The 15824-nt window shown below is 35.3% G+C and carries 20 protein-coding genes; 9 read left to right on the top strand and 11 right to left on the bottom strand.

The genetic code is table 11. The annotated features are described in order from the left end of the window. Nucleotides 1–66: 66 nt before the first annotated feature. Complete coding sequence (locus CLV90_RS16895; RefSeq protein ID WP_133688691.1) at nucleotides 67–1203, bottom strand: M23 family metallopeptidase; 1137 nt, start codon at nucleotides 1201–1203, stop codon at nucleotides 67–69. Between the two features lie 78 nt (nucleotides 1204–1281). After that, nucleotides 1282–2115 carry an alpha/beta fold hydrolase gene (locus tag CLV90_RS16890; RefSeq protein WP_133688690.1) on the bottom strand — a complete coding sequence of 278 codons (834 nt, stop codon included), beginning with the start codon at nucleotides 2113–2115 and terminating at the stop codon, nucleotides 1282–1284. A 127-nt stretch (nucleotides 2116–2242) separates the two neighbouring features. Between CLV90_RS16890 and CLV90_RS16885 the strand changes: the two genes are divergently transcribed. Further along, nucleotides 2243–2851 carry an FMN-binding negative transcriptional regulator gene (locus tag CLV90_RS16885; RefSeq protein ID WP_133688689.1) on the top strand — a complete coding sequence of 203 codons (609 nt, stop codon included), beginning with the start codon at nucleotides 2243–2245 and terminating at the stop codon, nucleotides 2849–2851. Between the two features lie 102 nt (nucleotides 2852–2953). Then, nucleotides 2954–3448, top strand: coding sequence for a CIA30 family protein (locus CLV90_RS16880; RefSeq protein ID WP_133688688.1), 495 nt, complete (start codon nucleotides 2954–2956; stop codon nucleotides 3446–3448). Nucleotides 3449–3493: 45 nt separating this feature from the next. Here CLV90_RS16880 and CLV90_RS16875 read toward each other — a convergent pair whose 3' ends face one another. Next, complete coding sequence (locus CLV90_RS16875) at nucleotides 3494–4546, bottom strand: NAD(P)-dependent alcohol dehydrogenase (protein ID WP_133688687.1); 1053 nt, start codon at nucleotides 4544–4546, stop codon at nucleotides 3494–3496. A 233-nt stretch (nucleotides 4547–4779) separates the two neighbouring features. Here CLV90_RS16875 and CLV90_RS16870 point away from each other — a divergent pair, with 233 nt between their 5' ends. The 3 genes from CLV90_RS16870 (at nucleotide 4780) to CLV90_RS16860 (ending at nucleotide 6860) form a co-directional block, all read left to right on the top strand. Beyond that, entirely contained in the window at nucleotides 4780–5268 is a 489-nt protein-coding gene (locus CLV90_RS16870) for a DoxX family protein (RefSeq protein ID WP_133688686.1), read from the top strand. Between the two features lie 156 nt (nucleotides 5269–5424). Next, the gene (locus tag CLV90_RS16865) at nucleotides 5425–5844 is read left to right on the top strand and encodes a DUF2141 domain-containing protein (protein ID WP_133688685.1); all 420 of its coding nucleotides are present in this window, start codon (nucleotides 5425–5427) and stop codon (nucleotides 5842–5844) included. An 80-nt stretch (nucleotides 5845–5924) separates the two neighbouring features. After that, nucleotides 5925–6860, top strand: a complete 936-nt coding sequence (locus CLV90_RS16860; protein ID WP_133688684.1) for a LysR substrate-binding domain-containing protein — start codon at nucleotides 5925–5927, stop codon at nucleotides 6858–6860. Nucleotides 6861–6863: 3 nt separating this feature from the next. Here the strand turns inward: CLV90_RS16860 and CLV90_RS16855 are convergent, their stop codons facing one another. Together CLV90_RS16855 and CLV90_RS16850 are read right to left on the bottom strand one after the other, a co-directional pair. Beyond that, the gene (locus CLV90_RS16855) at nucleotides 6864–7283 is read right to left on the bottom strand and encodes a lipocalin family protein (protein WP_133688683.1); all 420 of its coding nucleotides are present in this window, start codon (nucleotides 7281–7283) and stop codon (nucleotides 6864–6866) included. Between the two features lie 74 nt (nucleotides 7284–7357). Next, entirely contained in the window at nucleotides 7358–7555 is a 198-nt protein-coding gene (locus CLV90_RS16850; RefSeq protein WP_036155302.1) for a hypothetical protein, read from the bottom strand. Nucleotides 7556–7698: 143 nt separating this feature from the next. Here CLV90_RS16850 and CLV90_RS16845 point away from each other — a divergent pair, with 143 nt between their 5' ends. After that, the gene (locus tag CLV90_RS16845) at nucleotides 7699–8967 is read left to right on the top strand and encodes a D-alanyl-D-alanine carboxypeptidase/D-alanyl-D-alanine-endopeptidase (RefSeq protein ID WP_133688682.1); all 1269 of its coding nucleotides are present in this window, start codon (nucleotides 7699–7701) and stop codon (nucleotides 8965–8967) included. Here CLV90_RS16845 and CLV90_RS16840 read toward each other — a convergent pair whose 3' ends face one another. After that, entirely contained in the window at nucleotides 8968–9468 is a 501-nt protein-coding gene (locus CLV90_RS16840; RefSeq protein WP_133688681.1) for a peptide-methionine (S)-S-oxide reductase, read from the bottom strand. It abuts the gene before it with no gap. 24 nt (nucleotides 9469–9492) lie between these two features. Further along, on the bottom strand, nucleotides 9493–10074 hold the full coding sequence (gene nudK, locus CLV90_RS16835; RefSeq protein ID WP_133688680.1) for a GDP-mannose pyrophosphatase NudK: 582 nt from the start codon (nucleotides 10072–10074) through the stop codon (nucleotides 9493–9495). A gap of 183 nt (nucleotides 10075–10257) precedes the next feature. Between nudK and CLV90_RS16830 the strand changes: the two genes are divergently transcribed. After that, on the top strand, nucleotides 10258–11826 hold the full coding sequence (locus tag CLV90_RS16830; protein WP_133688679.1) for a M81 family metallopeptidase: 1569 nt from the start codon (nucleotides 10258–10260) through the stop codon (nucleotides 11824–11826). Here CLV90_RS16830 and CLV90_RS16825 read toward each other — a convergent pair whose 3' ends face one another. The 4 genes from CLV90_RS16825 to CLV90_RS16810 form a co-directional block, all read right to left on the bottom strand. Next, a complete protein-coding gene (locus CLV90_RS16825; RefSeq protein WP_133688678.1) occupies nucleotides 11827–12480 on the bottom strand; it encodes a DUF2461 domain-containing protein in 654 nt (217 codons plus the stop codon). A gap of 305 nt (nucleotides 12481–12785) precedes the next feature. Beyond that, complete coding sequence (locus CLV90_RS16820; RefSeq protein ID WP_133688677.1) at nucleotides 12786–13583, bottom strand: TIGR00266 family protein; 798 nt, start codon at nucleotides 13581–13583, stop codon at nucleotides 12786–12788. A gap of 68 nt (nucleotides 13584–13651) precedes the next feature. Further along, nucleotides 13652–14161, bottom strand: a complete 510-nt coding sequence (locus tag CLV90_RS16815; RefSeq protein ID WP_133688676.1) for a hypothetical protein — start codon at nucleotides 14159–14161, stop codon at nucleotides 13652–13654. 5 nt (nucleotides 14162–14166) lie between these two features. Beyond that, the gene (locus CLV90_RS16810) at nucleotides 14167–14628 is read right to left on the bottom strand and encodes a DUF4442 domain-containing protein (protein WP_133688675.1); all 462 of its coding nucleotides are present in this window, start codon (nucleotides 14626–14628) and stop codon (nucleotides 14167–14169) included. Between the two features lie 194 nt (nucleotides 14629–14822). On the opposite strand from CLV90_RS16810, the gene CLV90_RS16805 reads away from it, so the two are divergent. Then, on the top strand, nucleotides 14823–15305 hold the full coding sequence (locus CLV90_RS16805) for a DUF4870 domain-containing protein (protein WP_133688674.1): 483 nt from the start codon (nucleotides 14823–14825) through the stop codon (nucleotides 15303–15305). Nucleotides 15306–15488: 183 nt separating this feature from the next. Beyond that, on the top strand, nucleotides 15489–15824 hold the full coding sequence (locus CLV90_RS16800; RefSeq protein ID WP_133688710.1) for a PadR family transcriptional regulator: 336 nt from the start codon (nucleotides 15489–15491) through the stop codon (nucleotides 15822–15824).

Below are 15824 nucleotides of genomic sequence, written 5' to 3'. Positions count from 1 at the left end.
CAATAACTTAAAGCCCCTTAACTCTATAGTTTAAGGGGCATGTTTTTAAATCATATAGCGACTATATTACAATTCAGATACGAGACTTTTATTTATAAAAGCCTTAGTTCCGGTTGCAAGTTCTATATGTGCCCAGTTTTCGGTATATCCTAAAAGTACTAAGGTATCGTTACGCTTGGCTTCTGCTAATTTTATGCCTGCGACCTCAGGTGCATTTCTAATATTGGCGACTGCCGATGAGACTTTTAGAAATTTAGATGCATTTGCCAATTCTTGAAAACTTGGTCGTTCGGTAAGCTTTACAAATGGTAATGGATTGATTGCTCCTTGACCTGATTTATAAATTCCGAAATGTAAATGTGGTGCCGTGGTTTTGGCATTCCCCGTATTTCCTACCAAACCCAGGGTATCACCCATCATTACCTTTTTTCCAGTTGACACCAAAATACTATCCAAATGAGCATAATAAAGCGATTTACCAAACAGTCCGGCTTTTAGCCATACTTGTTTACCGCCTAAACCTCTATTTCCTGTAGAACTTACTCTACCGTCTACTGCTGCAATAACAGGAGTTCCTCTTGTGGCAAAAATATCAATGCCTTCGTGGCTACGGGCTCCACCAGCTCTTACCGCTCCCCAAAAACTTTGAATTGCGGTATTATCCTTACCCAAAACCGGAAAACCAAGACTTGGGGAGGTGTACATTTGAAAACTAAACCAACCTTGAGCGTCTAGCTCTGGTTGAATTGCAATCTTATAAATTCCCGTTTCCTCAATGGCTATTTCAAATTCATTTTCACCCAAGTCATTCTGAAAAATATCTGTCTGACTACTATCGTCATTCATTTTAATGAGGTTTATAAAATTTCGAATTCCCAACACTTTATTTTCGATAGCAACATGAAAAACTTCACCTTCATTTATATGAATATTGTAACTATATACTGCAATTTGCTCTTTATAATATTCTCCCTGTTCCACATATGGCAAACGTATTTGTAAACTATCTCCCTTTGCTCTTTGAAATTCCAGCTCCCAGTTATTAATACGTAAAGAATCTAAATCTTCAAATTCTCGGGCATATAATTCCCTAGCCGTAGGTTGTACAATGACATCGGCTACCTTTCTTATTTGTCTACAGGCAGAAATTACTACCACAAACAGAAGAAAAAAAAATACTTTTATTTTAAAATTTAGACGCATTAATTCTTTACATATATTTTATTAAATGAAAAAATCGGACCTTTTACAGGGTCCGATTTTTATAATGTTATTATGCACTTATTTCTTCAAAAATGAAATCAATATTTCATTCAACTCATCGGGGTGCGTAACATTGAGTCCGTGTGGAGCTCCTTTAATCACTTCATAAGTACTGTATTTAATACCTTCATGTGCTTGTTTAGCTGAAGTTTCAATTGGCACTGTGGCATCGGCATCACCATGTACGATTAACGTTGGTACGGTTACATTCTTTAGCTCTGGTCTAAAATCGGTATGCATCCAAGCTAATGCCGCCTGTATCGTTGCTCTAGGCGATGCAAATGAAGCGATTGTAAAATCGTAATCTAATTGCGCCTGACTTATTCTTTTCCCTTTGTTTTCTTCAAAATTGTAGAATCCTTTACTGAACTCTTTCAAGAAGCCAACCCTATCTTTTTGCAAAGCATCAACAATTCCATCTAATGCTTCCTCTGGTACTCCCGCTGGGTTATCTGGTTTTTGTTTTACTAGTGGAATTATCGAACTAATCAAAGCTGCCTTAGCTATTCTACTAGAACCGTAATCTGTTAAATAACGAACTACTTCTCCACCACCCATTGAAAAACCAACGATAACGGCATCTTTTAAATCTAGTTCTTCTATGATTGCATTTAAATCGCTCGCTAATGTAGAATAATCATAAGAATCCCATGGTGAAGATGATGTTCCAAATCCTCTACGGTCGTAAGATATACAGCGATAACCTTCTTCAACTATCTTCCATACTTGTTGTTCCCAAGACTTACGACTTAAAGGCCATCCATGAATTAAAATCACCGGTTGTCCGCTTCCGTAGTCTTCGTAAAAAATATCTACTTGTTCTTTTGCTTTTGTATTTGTTATAAAGGGCATATTCTCGTTTTAAAATTCACATACAAGATAATTAGTATATCGTTAATTACGTAACACGAAACATTAAAAAATTGGTTCTAAAACCATTGATACAAAACGGTTATATTTACATAGAAAACCAGACCACATGTTTATACCTGAACACTATAAAAATAATGACATTGATGAGATTCACGACTTTTTAAAAAATAATAGTTTTGGAATCTTAATAAATACGATTGAAGACAAACCTTGGGGCACGCATATTCCCCTAGAACTATCAAAGAATTCAGACGGTAAAGATGTGTTAATCGGTCATATTGCCAAAGCGAATTTGCAAAGTAAAAACTTGATTGATGGCGATGAAGTGTTGTGTATTTTTAATGGTCCGCATAGTTATATTTCATCATCATGGTATCAACATGAAGAAGTACCTACTTGGAACTACATAGCCGTTCATGTTTATGGTACTGTAAAAATTCAAACTTCAGAAGAGTTACTTACCGCTTTATATGCACTTGTAGATAAATATGAGCAAAAATCTGAGTATCCTATTTCATTGAATGATATGTCTAAAAAAACCATGAGTCAAGTGAATGGTATTATAGGATTTGAAATTTTGGTAAATGACATACAAGCCGTCAACAAACTTTCTCAAGGTAGAGAACATGATCACCCTAAAATTATATCTGAACTTGAAAAACAAGACGCTCCTGAAAAAGCGGTTGCAGTTGAGATGAAAAAACGTATGACTTAATGGTTTCTCATATCAGCTAAAATAAATTTGGTTAGAGTGTTTATCTTGCCTAGTTATCTTATAATTTTATCGTTTTAGCATATCTTCTAAACACTTGAAATTATGAGCGAATTAAAACCAATCTTTGAATTCAATAAAAAGTCAAACATTAAACAATGGCATATTGTCAATGATGATGTTATGGGAGGTCTGTCAATGGCACTAATGCAGCTTAATATACAAGGTCACGGTGTTTTCAGCGGACATGTTTCTTTAGATAATAATGGCGGATTCTGCCTTGTAAGACATGATGTGGAACGTATACCTGTAAATGCTTTTTCTGCGTTCGTAATTCGAATTAAAGGCGACGGAAAAAAATATGCTTTCCGCTGTAAATCTGGCGAACATCAACGACACACGTATAGTTATGATTTCAAATCAAGTAAAGAGTGGCAAACTATTGAAATTCCGTTTAATGAAATGGAAGCTGTTTTTAGAGGTGAAGAATTAAAACTACCCAACTATCATGGCGATTACCTGGCTCAAATCGCTATTATCATTAAGAACGGTGTTGAAGAAGACTTTACTCTTGAAATTGAAAGTATTAAAATAAGATAAAAAAGAGCCATACGAATATGGCTCTTGTGGTAATGATGTTTAATCTTAGTTATTTTTCAAAGACTTCATGTCAATTACAAATCTATATTTTACATCAGATTTTTGCAATCTATCATAAGCCTCGTTGATATTCTGAATATCGATCATTTCAATATCAGAAACCACATTGTGCTCACCACAGAAATCTAACATTTCTTGTGTTTCTTTTAATCCGCCAATAAGAGAACCTGCAATACTTTTTCTTCCCATAATTAAACTGCCGCCATGTAATGGATCTAAAGGCTCTACCGCCCCAACTATAACCATAGTTGCATCTCTTTTTAATAATGCCGCATACGGGTTCATATCATGCCCAACGGGAATTGTATTCAATAAAAAATCGAATGAATTTGCGTGCTCTTTCATCTGTGCTTCATCTTTAGAGATTAAAACAGCATCTGCTCCCAGCTTTTTAGCATCTTCACTTTTGGATGGAGAAGTGGTTATCATAACAGTATTTGCGCCCATTGCATGTGCAAATTTAATACCCATATGACCTAGACCACCTAAACCGATAACACCTACTTTATCTCCCTTTTTCACTCCCCAATATGCTAATGGCGAATAGGTAGTTATTCCAGCACAAAGTAGTGGTGCTGCCGCTTTAGCATCTAAATTTTCTGGTACCTTCAGTACAAACTCTTTATTCACAGTTACACTTTCAGAATAACCACCAAAAGTATGACCGCCTAAATGTTTGTCTTTACTATTATAAGTCCATGTAGCTCCGTTTTCACAGAATTGCTCTAAATTATCTTCGCATGCGCTACATGATTTACAGGAGTCTACCAAACAACCAACACCCACTAAATCGCCTACTTTAAACTTTGTTACGCCATCACCGACCTCTAAAACCTTACCGATAATTTCATGACCTGGAACTACTGGGTATACCGAATTTTTCCAATCGTTTTGTACTTGGTGTAAATCGCTATGACACACGCCGCAATACATAATATCAATCTTTACATCATCTTTTAATGTTTCTCTTCTCTCTATTTCAAACGGCTTCAAATTTGCATCTTTATTATCTGCCGCGTATGCTTTAATCTTAGTCATAATGATATCTTTTTCAAAACCAAAGGTACACCTTAGCTCCCTAAATTATTAACTCAAAAGAGCATTTATCCATCTTAAAAAATATAAAAAAGTTAAGTATGATAGATAAAAATTAAAATAAATGGCATTACTAAATTTATAAAATTTTTAATGTTGTGGATATAGAAAACTGATAATTGTCATATCCAAATTCATTTATTTATTTTAAGTTTAATACACAAACCACCACTATTATGGACCAACAACTACTTCATTTAAAAAAGTTGATTATACCTTTTAGGGTAGATGCTTTGATGCCGAATATTCTAATACTCATACCTAGAGTAATAACGGGCTACTTACTTGCTTTTGTTTTTGCCATCAACAAATTCGGAACTCCATGGACCCCAACATCCGCCGGACTCAAATTTTTAGAAGTGGCTGATTGGTTTGTTGAATTGGTCAAACAATTCGGTATACCATTTACGTATATGCCCGAATTCTTTGCATGGTCTGCGGGGTTTACAGAAGCTCTAGGCGGAATTTTACTGATTATAGGATTAAATACGAGAATAACAGCCTTCTTTGTTACCATAACTATGTTTACTACCATAGTATGTAGACCGTGGGATAATTCTTGGAGTATTATGCCCACATTTACTTTTTTCTGTTTAGGATTGTTCTTTATGGGATTTGGATCGGGTAAATTCGGTCTTGATTATTTTATTTCTAAAAGAAGGTAATATCTAAATCTCTCTCAAGTAAGGTATATTTTTCTGTATTATCATTAATCTATTACAATTCAGTAATACAATTCTACAATTGAGTTAGTTACTTTTTTAAAAAGTGTATTCATAAGGCATCTTTGAAGTATCAATTAATCTTTAAAACCTTATAAAATGAAAAAGTTACTATTTACTATTACTGTCTTTGCAATGACCATAACTATGAATGCTCAAGAGAAAAAAGGTATTACATTGACTGTTGTTATTGAAAATGTATTGAATGATGAAGGGCATGTATTAAGTGCATTACACAACGAAGCCACTTTTATGAAAGCTGAAGGACTTGAAACCAGCCATGATAAAGCTGAAGCTGGCGAGTTAATATTAACCTTCGAAAACATACAACCAGGAGAATATGCCTTTTCTGCTCTACATGATGCGAATGATAATAATTCGATGGATTTTGAACCTAACGGTATGCCAAAAGAAGATTATGCGATGAGCGGGAATTCTATGCCAATGGGTCCACCGACATTTAGCGATGCAAAGTTCACTGTCGAGAAAGAAGATATGCAATTGACCCTTCGATTTTAATGGTTTTTTAACCACTGAAAAAGCATTGTCAATAGGTTATAATAATGGTTTTTAGTAATTTTATAACTTATACAATACACATGACCATTACCCAACTACAATACGTACTTGCCGTTGCCGAATACAAAAATTTTACACTCGCTGCCGAGAAGAGTTTTGTAACACAGCCTACTTTAAGTATGCAAGTTCAAAAGCTTGAAGATGAATTAGATATACTTCTTTTTGATCGTAGCAAAAAACCAATTACCATTACCGAAGTCGGTAAAAAAATTGTAGCGCAAGCAAAAAATATTGTAAACGAGGCGGCACGTATCAAAGATATTGTAGAGCAAGAAAAAGGATATATAGGTGGGGATTATGTATTAGGGATCATCCCTACCATAATGCCCACTTTATTACCTATGTTTCTAAAGAATTTTATACAGAAATATCCGAAAGTAAATCTGATCATTAAGGAGCAAAATACAGAGAGTTTAATCAAGAATATCGAAGACGGCCACATCGATGCCGCTATTGCTGCAACACCGTTAGATATTGATTTTATAACCGAAAGACCTTTGTATTACGAACCATTTGTTGGCTACGTACCTAAAGAACATCGTTTAGGAAATTGTACCCAAATTACACCTGATGATTTAGATATTGAAGATATTTTACTGCTTCAAGACGGACATTGTTTTAGAGAAGGGGTTTTAAATCTTTGTAAAACACCGAAAATTGGTGGCGAACATTTTAGCTTACAAAGCGGAAGTTTTGAAACCCTCATCAACCTTTCTAACGAAGGCTTAGGCATGACACTTTTACCCTATTTAAATACGTTAGAGCTTGACGATGTAAAAAAGAAAAACTTGAAGTACTTTAAAGAACCTTCACCTGCACGAGAAGTAAGTCTTATCTACCACAAAAAAGAACTAAAAGTACAGATTACAGAAGCTTTAAGAGATGTTATTACAAGTATTGTTCGTGGTGCAATCACTTTTCAAGATGTTAAGATTATAAGTCCGCTGCATAAGTAATCGCTATTCTCTATCAAATCGGTACGAACACCCTTCTATACATATATAAGGGTACGATGGTGATAAGGTCAATTTTGATTTACTTTCATTGAAATCTGCCCAATACCCTAAAGTATCTTTTTCGCCCTCGGTGGTAAAATATAGATATAGCTCTTCTTCTTTAATTTCATACGACCCTGTTTCGAGTAGACTTCTATTAAAATCGGTTCTTTCATAATTACCGACTTCATCAAAAAAATAGCGATAGCCCTCTTCTACATCTTTCCAATCTGTGGCGCCGCCAGGACTCACATATGATTCTGTCAACAACCACTCACCTACCAAACTAGTATCGTCAATAGGTGTGTCATCATAAGGCATGTCGTCATTTTGACATTGCATTAACAATAACAAAAATATCGCAACCGTAAATTTAATAGCCATAGTGTCTTTTCATATAAGATACAAATAAAGCTATAGGTTGCGTAAAAAAAAGAGCCACTTAACGTGGCTCTCTATTATGCTTTTAAATAAACTAAACTTTGATGTAATTCTGGTTTATCGGTAATAAAACTTTCTAACCAGACTTTTAACTCTTCCACCTCTTCGGGTAGTAACGTCGTTAAGGCTTTCTTCAACTCTTTACAAAATAGTAAGGTATCAAAACTAACCTTTTTAAGAACTGTTTTACTATACTCTAGCATAGACTTAGACATGTTGTTGTTAGATTAATAGATTGTTGTTGTATAAAGGTAAACAGAAATGCATGTGTAATATTGTATATAAAAAGTTAAAGTAATTACTTACTTGTTAAAATTTTATCGCATTCGTAAGTATGCAATTTTGTAATTTCGAATTCATGAAGAATTTTCTCTTTTTAGCAGTTACTTTTTTGCTACTATCTGCCTGTAGCTCAAAGAAATCTTTGGTTTCAAAATCTTTTGACAAACAGTTGTCATCATCGTTTTATAAAAATCAGTTCACCGGGGTTTTGGTTATCGATGCTGAAACGAAAGACACTATATACACCAATAACAGTGATAAGTATTTTATACCAGCTAGTAACACCAAAATTTTCACACTTTTCGCAGCACTTAAAACCTTACCAGCTCAAATACCGGCTATAAAGTATATTAAAACAAATGATATTTTATATTTTGAAGGTACTGCAGATCCATCGTTTTTGCATCCCTATTTAAAAGACTCAACGGCTTTAAATTTTCTTCAGAATCAGAGTAATCTAGTTTTTGTAGCGAACAATTTTCAAGATGAAAAGTACGGACCAGGTTGGGCTTGGGACGATTACCAATGGTATTATTCTGCAGAGAAAAGTGCATTACCTATACATGGTAATGTGGTGATGACTTATAAGAATCCAAAGCTCATCGTATCTCCTCCTTATTTCAAGGACAGTGTTTTAGAAATGACCCACACGAATAATAGAAATGAAACTTCGAATAGGTTCTATTATCCGCCAACAAAAAAGGATACATTAGAAACTCCGTTTATCACAAGCGACCAAACTACTAGGTCTATTTTAGAAAACTTACTTTCCAAAAAAGTTGGTATTGCTTCAACAATGCCTTCGGGTGAAAAAGGAACACTGTACGGTAGTAATGCCGATTCACTTTATGTTCGTATGATGCACGAAAGCGATAATTTTATTGCCGAACAGCTTTTGCTCGTAGCATCGGGAGTTCTCACTGATACCTTAAATGGGAAACTAACGAGAGATTATATTTTAGAAAATGAATTGAAAGATTTAAAACAAGAACCTAGATGGGTTGATGGGTCAGGACTCTCGCGATACAATTTGTTTACGCCGCAAAACATGGTCTCGGTTTTAGACCAATTGTATTCATTGGTGTCTCAAGAACGTTTATTTTCTATTTTCCCTGCCGGGGGATTATCGGGTACTTTAAAAAATAGGTTTGCCGGAGATGAGAAACCTTATGTATTTGCAAAATCTGGAAGCCTAAGTAATAACTACTGCCTTAGCGGATACTTGATCGCAAACTCAGGAAAAGTGTTGATTTTCAGTTTTATGAACAATCACTTTAAACAATCTACATCAGAAGAACGAAATAGACTTGAACAAATGCTTCAAACACTTAGAGATACCTATTAACTATTGAACTTGCGGTGATACATGTTTGGCATATTTCTCCTTCAATATTCTAATTTTAGGGGATATATGTGTTCTACAAAAAGGCTTCTCGGTATCGCTGAAATAGTAGTTATGAAATCGTTCTTCGGATGATTTAAATTCCCAAAACCGAAGAATTGATGTAATTAAAGGAATCTCAAAATCTTGCTGTAAATCAGTCATGATTCCGTTTAACACAATTTCATCCTCCTGTTTAAAGAAATAAACTGCGGACCGGTATTTATTTCGCATAGAATGATTTTCAGTGCTCCTATGCGTATCTAAATGAATGGCTACTAAATCTTTCAATGCTATAAGTGCAGCATTATAATGGACAATTACAGCCTCGGAAAAATCTGCTGTATTTTCTATTGGAGCAATAAAGCCTTGTTCTAATTTCTCTACACCGTTAAGCGCCATAAACACTGCTTCGGTACACCAATGACAACCACCACCGAATCCGACCTTAAAAACTTTATCCATATGAGAAGAGTCGCTTATCAGCCTTTAAACTAACGAATTCAACTTTGCATGCTGTAGTAACATAATGGTTTTTGCATCTTTAATTTCTCCGCTCGCAACCATCTTCATAGCCTCATTAAAATCTAACTCCAATACCTCAATATTTTCGGTTTCATCGTCTGCCCCACCGCCATCACTGACTTTCATACTTTCATCATACTCCCCCACAAAAAGATACACTATCTCGGTCACCGAACCTGGCGACATATAAGTTTGAAATACTTTCTGTACGTTACTAATTTTATAACCTGTTTCTTCTTCCGTTTCTTTGCGAACACAATCTGCGGGGTTATCACCATCTAGAAGTCCTGCACAAACTTCAATCATCATTCCGTCTTCATTACCATTTACATACGTGGGCATTCTAAATTGTCTGGTAAGCACAACAGTCCGTTTTTTAGAGTTATACAATAAAATAGCTGCTCCATTACCTCTATCATAAGCTTCACGTTCTTGTTTTTCCCAAGTGCCATCAGGTCGTTGATACTTGAACGTATATTTATTTAGCGTATACCAATTATCAGAAAGTAGTTTTTTTTCTACGTCTTTAATACTTCCGTTTTTCAATTCAATTGAATTTTGTATTCGTTTATAAAGATAAACTAGTGCAATGTAAATCGTAAATAAATTGCTTACATGTTCTTTGCGATTACCTTAATAGCCTGAAAATAGTTGTCTAGCAAAAACTCTTGCTATTTAAAACACTTTTTATTTATCTTTTCAATACGAAAGTCTAAACTACCAACTACCTTGAAACAACTCTACATTTACTCCATTTTAATTCTAAGCTTAGTTACTTCTTGTAAAGAAGGTCAAAACACTAAAGATTCAAAAGATTTACCCAAGATTGCCATTGCGGGGCTAGGCATTGAAAGTAGCACCTTTTCACCTGCATTATCTACCGAAGAGGCTTTTCATGCTAAAGTGGGCGATTCTGTTTTCTCTAGATACCCATTTCTTCAACCAGATTCATTAAACAGAACAAGAGCCGAATGGGTGCCTACACTTGTTGGCAAATCTTTACCTGGTGGCACCGTAACACGCGAAGCTTACGAGTCTTTGGTGACTAAAAGTTTGAAAATGCTTGAGGAGAATATGCCTTATGACGGACTCTTCTTTGATATTCACGGGGCAATGAGTGTTGTTGGTTTAGATGATCCCGAGGGTGATTTGATTACTCGTATTCGTGAAGTTATTGGTGATGATGTATTAATTTCTACGTCGATGGATTTGCATGGAAATGTATCGGAAAGACTTGCTCAGCATACCGATTTAATTACCTGTTACCGTATGGCGCCACATGAAGATGCAATAGAATCTAAAAAGAGAGCAGTTACTAATTTAATTGACCGATTAGAAAGTGGAAAAGGTAAACCAGCCTATAAAGCGTGGATTCCTGTACCGATACTTTTACCCGGTGAGAAAACCAGCACCCGTATAGAACCTGGTAAAAGTCTTTATGCAGAAGTGCCCACCGTTGCCGATCAAGACGGCGTTATTGATGCCGCTATTTGGATCGGTTATGCTTGGGCTGACGAACCACGTAACCATGCAGTCGTTATGGTTACCGGTGATGATAAAGAAAATGTTGAAAAAGGTGCCGAAAAACTAGCTCAAAGCTTTTGGGATGTTCGTAATGATTTTGAATTTGTAGCACCTACAACTACGTTAGATGAAAGCTTAAAACTTGCCCTGGCAAGTGATAAGAAACCCTACATAATCAGTGATATGGGCGATAATCCAACTGCTGGTGGCTCAGGTGATGTAACTTGGACTTTGAAAGAGTTATTGGCTAGACCTGAATTTAAATCTAAAAATGGAAAGTCGTTAATCTATGCCTCTATACCGGGACCAGAATTTGTAGCAAAAGCAATGAAAATAGGTATTGGCGGAAAAATTAAAGCGGAAGCTGGTGCAGCCGTAGATTATAGATTTGCCGGACCTTTAATATTGGACGGAACAATTACAGCCATTAAAGAAGGTGATGTAAATGCAGAAATTGAAGTGGTTGTAAAAGTGGGTAATATTGATGTTATCGTAACCAAAAAGAGAAAGCCTTACCACCACATGAGCGATTTTACAAATTTGGGGTTAGACCCTAAAAATGCTGATATTTTTGTCGTTAAAATTGGATACTTAGTCCCAGAATTGTACGATATGCGTGGCGATTGGACCATGGCACTTACTCCTGGTGGAGTGGATCAAGACCTTAATCGTTTAGGATATAAAAGAATTAAGAGACCTATGTTTCCTTTAGATAGTTTGATGACTCAGCCAGATTTAAAAACTAGGTGGATACCTGCTGCAGATGCTAAATAATTAAACTGTAATCGCTTTATTCAAATAACGCCTAAATGGAAGCATTTCTTTATAGGCGTCTATTAATTCGTCTTCAAAATTGGCCTTGTTGGTTTCTTTAGTATCAAACTCTTGGAATACGGCAAAGGTTTTGTTTTTGAGTAATTCAATATGTTTATGGTCTTTGGCAAATCCTTTAGGTGCGTTTGTTAGTTTCACATCTTCAAAGAGTCCGCCAAAGCGAGTTTTAAAGGACTTCTTATCCAATATTTTGACAAAGTCTTCGCCATCATAATCAATAGCATCACGAATACTTCGTAATACTTTTGACTCCGGTCTCCATAATCCTCCAGCAAAAATGCAACGTTCAATTCCCAGTTCAAAATAGAAATCCGCCGTCTTTGGTTTCTTGTCGAATCCCGCTCCGAAATGGTCTTTGTACACCGGTTTGTTAGGATGAAACATCAGATTATTATTAATACGATTTATTCCCTTTTTACCGGGAGTATCATAGTATTCGTCATCAATATCAGATAGTCTCCTATTCATACTATTAAGCCAATCGATATATTCATCACGTACTTGCTTGTACCATTTACGATTGGCATCCATCCATTCCTTAGCATTGTTTTTCTGCAGGTCTTTAAGGAATTCTATTTGGTTTTTGAAACTCATGTATTCGTTGTTGGTTGTTGGTTGTTGGAAAAAATTCAAGTTCAAGAGTCAAGTTCAAGTTCAAAAATCAAATGTTCTTTGTACTTCGTACTTGATACTTTGTACTTTCTACATTTGGCTTTTGGATTTTGGATTTTGGATTTTGCAAAAACTACAATTTAGTTTCGCTAAATTCTCCTAAAATGCCTGAATCAAAACAAGTCTATTCTCTATACTCTATATTCTCTTCTCACAATACAAACAAACTACTTAATACTCCGTACTTTTTACCTTGTACCTCGTACCTCGTACCTTGTCCTTAATTTTTAAAACCTATTGTCTCCACCAACAATATCTCCTAGAGTACCAAGAATACTACCTTCTCCTTTATCTTTTCCTCCTCTCGGTATAGATGCTAGAACTCTACCTGCAAGACGACTGAATGGCAAGGACTGAATGTACACAGTTCCCGGACCGCGTAGGGTTGCGAAGAATAATCCTTCTCCACCGAAAACGGTATTTCTAATTCCACCTACAAATTCAATATCATAATCAACATCTTTGGTAAAACCTACAATACAACCGGTATCTACTTTTATAACCTCACCGGGTGCCAAAGTCTTTTTTGCCAATGTACCACCAGCATGAACAAATGCCATACCATCACCTTCTAATTTTTGCATGATAAAACCTTCACCACCAAAAAGACCGCGACCCAGTTTCTTTGAAAATTCTATACCTACGGAAACTCCCTGAGCTGCACATAGAAAGGCATCTTTCTGGCAAATGAAACGACCACCCATTTCAGATAAGTCAATAGGAAGAATTTTACCAGGATACGGAGAAGCAAAACTAACTTGCTTTTTACCTTGACCTATATTTAAGAAGGCGGTCATGAAGAGACTCTCGCCTGTCAACATTCTTTTACCTGCAGAGAAAATCTTCCCTAAAACGCTATTATCCTGATTACTACCATCTCCAAAAATGGTACTCATTTTAATATCGGTATCCATCATCATAAAGCTACCAGCTTCGGCAACAACTGCCTCTTGAGGGTCTAGCTCTATTTCAACGTATTGCATTTCTTCTCCAAAAATCTCGTAATCTATTTCGTGTGCGTTCATGTGTATTTTGTTTTTGATTGATGCTTATTAGTTGCTACCTAAAGTACTTTTGTTACAACTATGTCTAATTATTTTGAAAGAGATTTCAAAAACTGTTCGGCCTTTTGCGACCCAATAAGGTATTTATCTCCATTTTTAAGTGTGAAAGCAACTCCTTCTTTACCCTTTACATTATAAACAGTACCGTACATCTTAGTTTTTCTGATACCATAACCTACAAAATCATAATCAATGATATGTTGTTCTTTTACTTCACTTAAATCAATGACTTTATTAAAAAACAAAATATGTCGAATTTTTATTTCACTATCTGAGACCACTACTTTTAGTTTTGATAAAGCCAAAAATAAAATGGTAATTATGTAAGTTACTATGAATATAAATTGAAACATAGAAATTCTACCCGATATCCATGACATGCTTACATTACCTGAATCACTGGAAGAGTAACCGCCAAATACATATAGAATACTACTTATAAGATTAAAAGCTGCTATAATTATTGGAGCAAGTATAATCAACCACAACCACCATTGTGTAAATTTTTGCGTTTCCTTAAACTGTACCCCTTCTTTCATTCTAATTATTTTTTCTGCTTTAACCTCAACGTCCACTCAAATTTAAAGGTACTGACCACTACGCCATCTGAATTTACTCCGACAGATTTCATCCAAACGGTTTGTCCTTCTCCAGTAGCAATAGTTTTATCTAGAGCTTCTTTAATTAAATGTCCGTCTTCACATGTAAAGGTAATTCTACCTGTTGCTTTCTTTGAAAAATTAGCGGTATTGTTTGCTACTAACATCGAAATTTTTTTTCCAGATGCTTCGATTTGATCTATTATTAAAGCGCCTGTGGTCAACTCTGCTGCCATACCTTGCACTGCCCAAAACATCGAATTAAACGGATTCTGATTGAACCATCGGTGCTTTACCGTTACTATTGCACGGATTTTATCTAATTCTCTTAAACGTACCCCGCACCACCATGCTGACGGTAGTTTAAAAAATGAGAACATATTGATTTTACTAGGTGTTACCGCCATTTTATCTGAAAATTTTGATAAAAATAGCTATTATTTACACCATTCTAAAATGTTAAAATATTGTTAAATATTAGTACTATGTGTTACATAGTACCTTTTTTTAGACATATATTTGCATAGGAAGTTAATAGGTAATCAAAGTAATTGGCTTTTACATAGTATTATAATCAATCATCATCAGTAACGAATCAATCATGACAGAATCAGTAACAAAACACGAAAGAAACCTCTCCGCACTCATACATGCGAGTACTTTTTCTAAATTCTTTTTTCCGTTCGGGAACTTCATCATTCCTCTTGTATTATGGACGGCAAGTAAAAAGGAATATGAATTTGTAGATCATAACGGTAAACAAGCACTGAATTTTCAAATTAGTGTACTCCTCTACTCTATTCTTGTAGGTATGGTGAGTATCCCTTTTTTCTTAGGCGGCTTTCTTCCAAATATTTTTGACTTTGATCATTTCAGCTTTTCAAATATTCACAGTTTCAATAACATCAATTTTAATTTTGATTCTGATGACTTTTTTGGTCCGTGGATGGTTCCTGTAGCGTTATTGGGACTTGCACAATCAGCCCTATTTATCATCAATATCGTTTATACCATTTTAGCAACTATAAAAACAAATGAAGGGGAAGTATTTGAATATCCCTTCACTATAAAATTTATTAAATAACATCATCAGCTTACATTATATATCGGGTATTCATCACACCCTAAAGAGTTTATTAATCAATCAAAAAATCAATCAGGATGTTTATTCATCGAACAAAAAACGAACAGTTAACCTATGCAGACAACAGACACAATGGAGCAATCCCCTCCGAAAGAGGGACTGCATAAAAAGCAAAAAGAGATTATGAATGTAGAAAATACAAAAGCACAAATGCGTAAAGGGGTTTTGGAGTATTGTATCCTGTCCATTTTAAATGGGCATGATAAATATGCTTCTGAAATCTTAGAAACGCTTAAAGATGCAAAAATGCTTGTAGTGGAAGGTACAATCTATCCATTACTGACCAGATTAAAGAATGCGGGACTTCTGAACTACCGTTGGGAAGAATCTACATCTGGACCACCACGAAAATATTATACATTAACCGAGACCGGTAAAATATTCCTTAAAGAATTAGATACCACTTGGGACGAATTAAGAAAAGCCACCAACCTGGTAACCAACTCAAAAAACAGCTAA

It is taken from the genome of Maribacter spongiicola, assembly GCF_004364165.1.
Classification (GTDB): Bacteria; Bacteroidota; Bacteroidia; order Flavobacteriales; family Flavobacteriaceae; genus Maribacter; species Maribacter spongiicola.
This window is presented reverse-complemented; position numbering and strand designations above follow the sequence as displayed.

Excerpts from the sequence above, each read along its gene's own strand:
- CLV90_RS16800 (WP_133688710.1), top strand. The coding sequence starts at position 15,489 with ATGAATGTAGAAAATACAAAAGCACAAATGCGTAAAGGGGTTTTGGAG.
- CLV90_RS16875 (WP_133688687.1), bottom strand. The coding sequence starts at position 4,546 with ATGACTAAGATTAAAGCATACGCGGCAGATAATAAAGATGCAAATTTG.
- CLV90_RS16810 (WP_133688675.1), bottom strand. The coding sequence starts at position 14,628 with ATGGCGGTAACACCTAGTAAAATCAATATGTTCTCATTTTTTAAACTA.
- CLV90_RS16885 (WP_133688689.1), top strand. The coding sequence starts at position 2,243 with ATGTTTATACCTGAACACTATAAAAATAATGACATTGATGAGATTCAC.
- CLV90_RS16895 (WP_133688691.1), bottom strand. The coding sequence starts at position 1,203 with ATGCGTCTAAATTTTAAAATAAAAGTATTTTTTTTTCTTCTGTTTGTG.
- CLV90_RS16870 (WP_133688686.1), top strand. The coding sequence starts at position 4,780 with ATGGACCAACAACTACTTCATTTAAAAAAGTTGATTATACCTTTTAGG.
- CLV90_RS16825 (WP_133688678.1), bottom strand. The coding sequence starts at position 12,480 with ATGAGTTTCAAAAACCAAATAGAATTCCTTAAAGACCTGCAGAAAAAC.
- CLV90_RS16855 (WP_133688683.1), bottom strand. The coding sequence starts at position 7,283 with ATGGCTATTAAATTTACGGTTGCGATATTTTTGTTATTGTTAATGCAA.
- CLV90_RS16860 (WP_133688684.1), top strand. The coding sequence starts at position 5,925 with ATGACCATTACCCAACTACAATACGTACTTGCCGTTGCCGAATACAAA.
- CLV90_RS16890 (WP_133688690.1), bottom strand. The coding sequence starts at position 2,115 with ATGCCCTTTATAACAAATACAAAAGCAAAAGAACAAGTAGATATTTTT.
- CLV90_RS16815 (WP_133688676.1), bottom strand. The coding sequence starts at position 14,161 with ATGAAAGAAGGGGTACAGTTTAAGGAAACGCAAAAATTTACACAATGG.
- CLV90_RS16880 (WP_133688688.1), top strand. The coding sequence starts at position 2,954 with ATGAGCGAATTAAAACCAATCTTTGAATTCAATAAAAAGTCAAACATT.
- CLV90_RS16820 (WP_133688677.1), bottom strand. The coding sequence starts at position 13,583 with ATGAACGCACACGAAATAGATTACGAGATTTTTGGAGAAGAAATGCAA.
- CLV90_RS16850 (WP_036155302.1), bottom strand. The coding sequence starts at position 7,555 with ATGTCTAAGTCTATGCTAGAGTATAGTAAAACAGTTCTTAAAAAGGTT.
- CLV90_RS16840 (WP_133688681.1), bottom strand. The coding sequence starts at position 9,468 with ATGGATAAAGTTTTTAAGGTCGGATTCGGTGGTGGTTGTCATTGGTGT.
- CLV90_RS16845 (WP_133688682.1), top strand. The coding sequence starts at position 7,699 with ATGAAGAATTTTCTCTTTTTAGCAGTTACTTTTTTGCTACTATCTGCC.
- CLV90_RS16805 (WP_133688674.1), top strand. The coding sequence starts at position 14,823 with ATGACAGAATCAGTAACAAAACACGAAAGAAACCTCTCCGCACTCATA.
- CLV90_RS16865 (WP_133688685.1), top strand. The coding sequence starts at position 5,425 with ATGAAAAAGTTACTATTTACTATTACTGTCTTTGCAATGACCATAACT.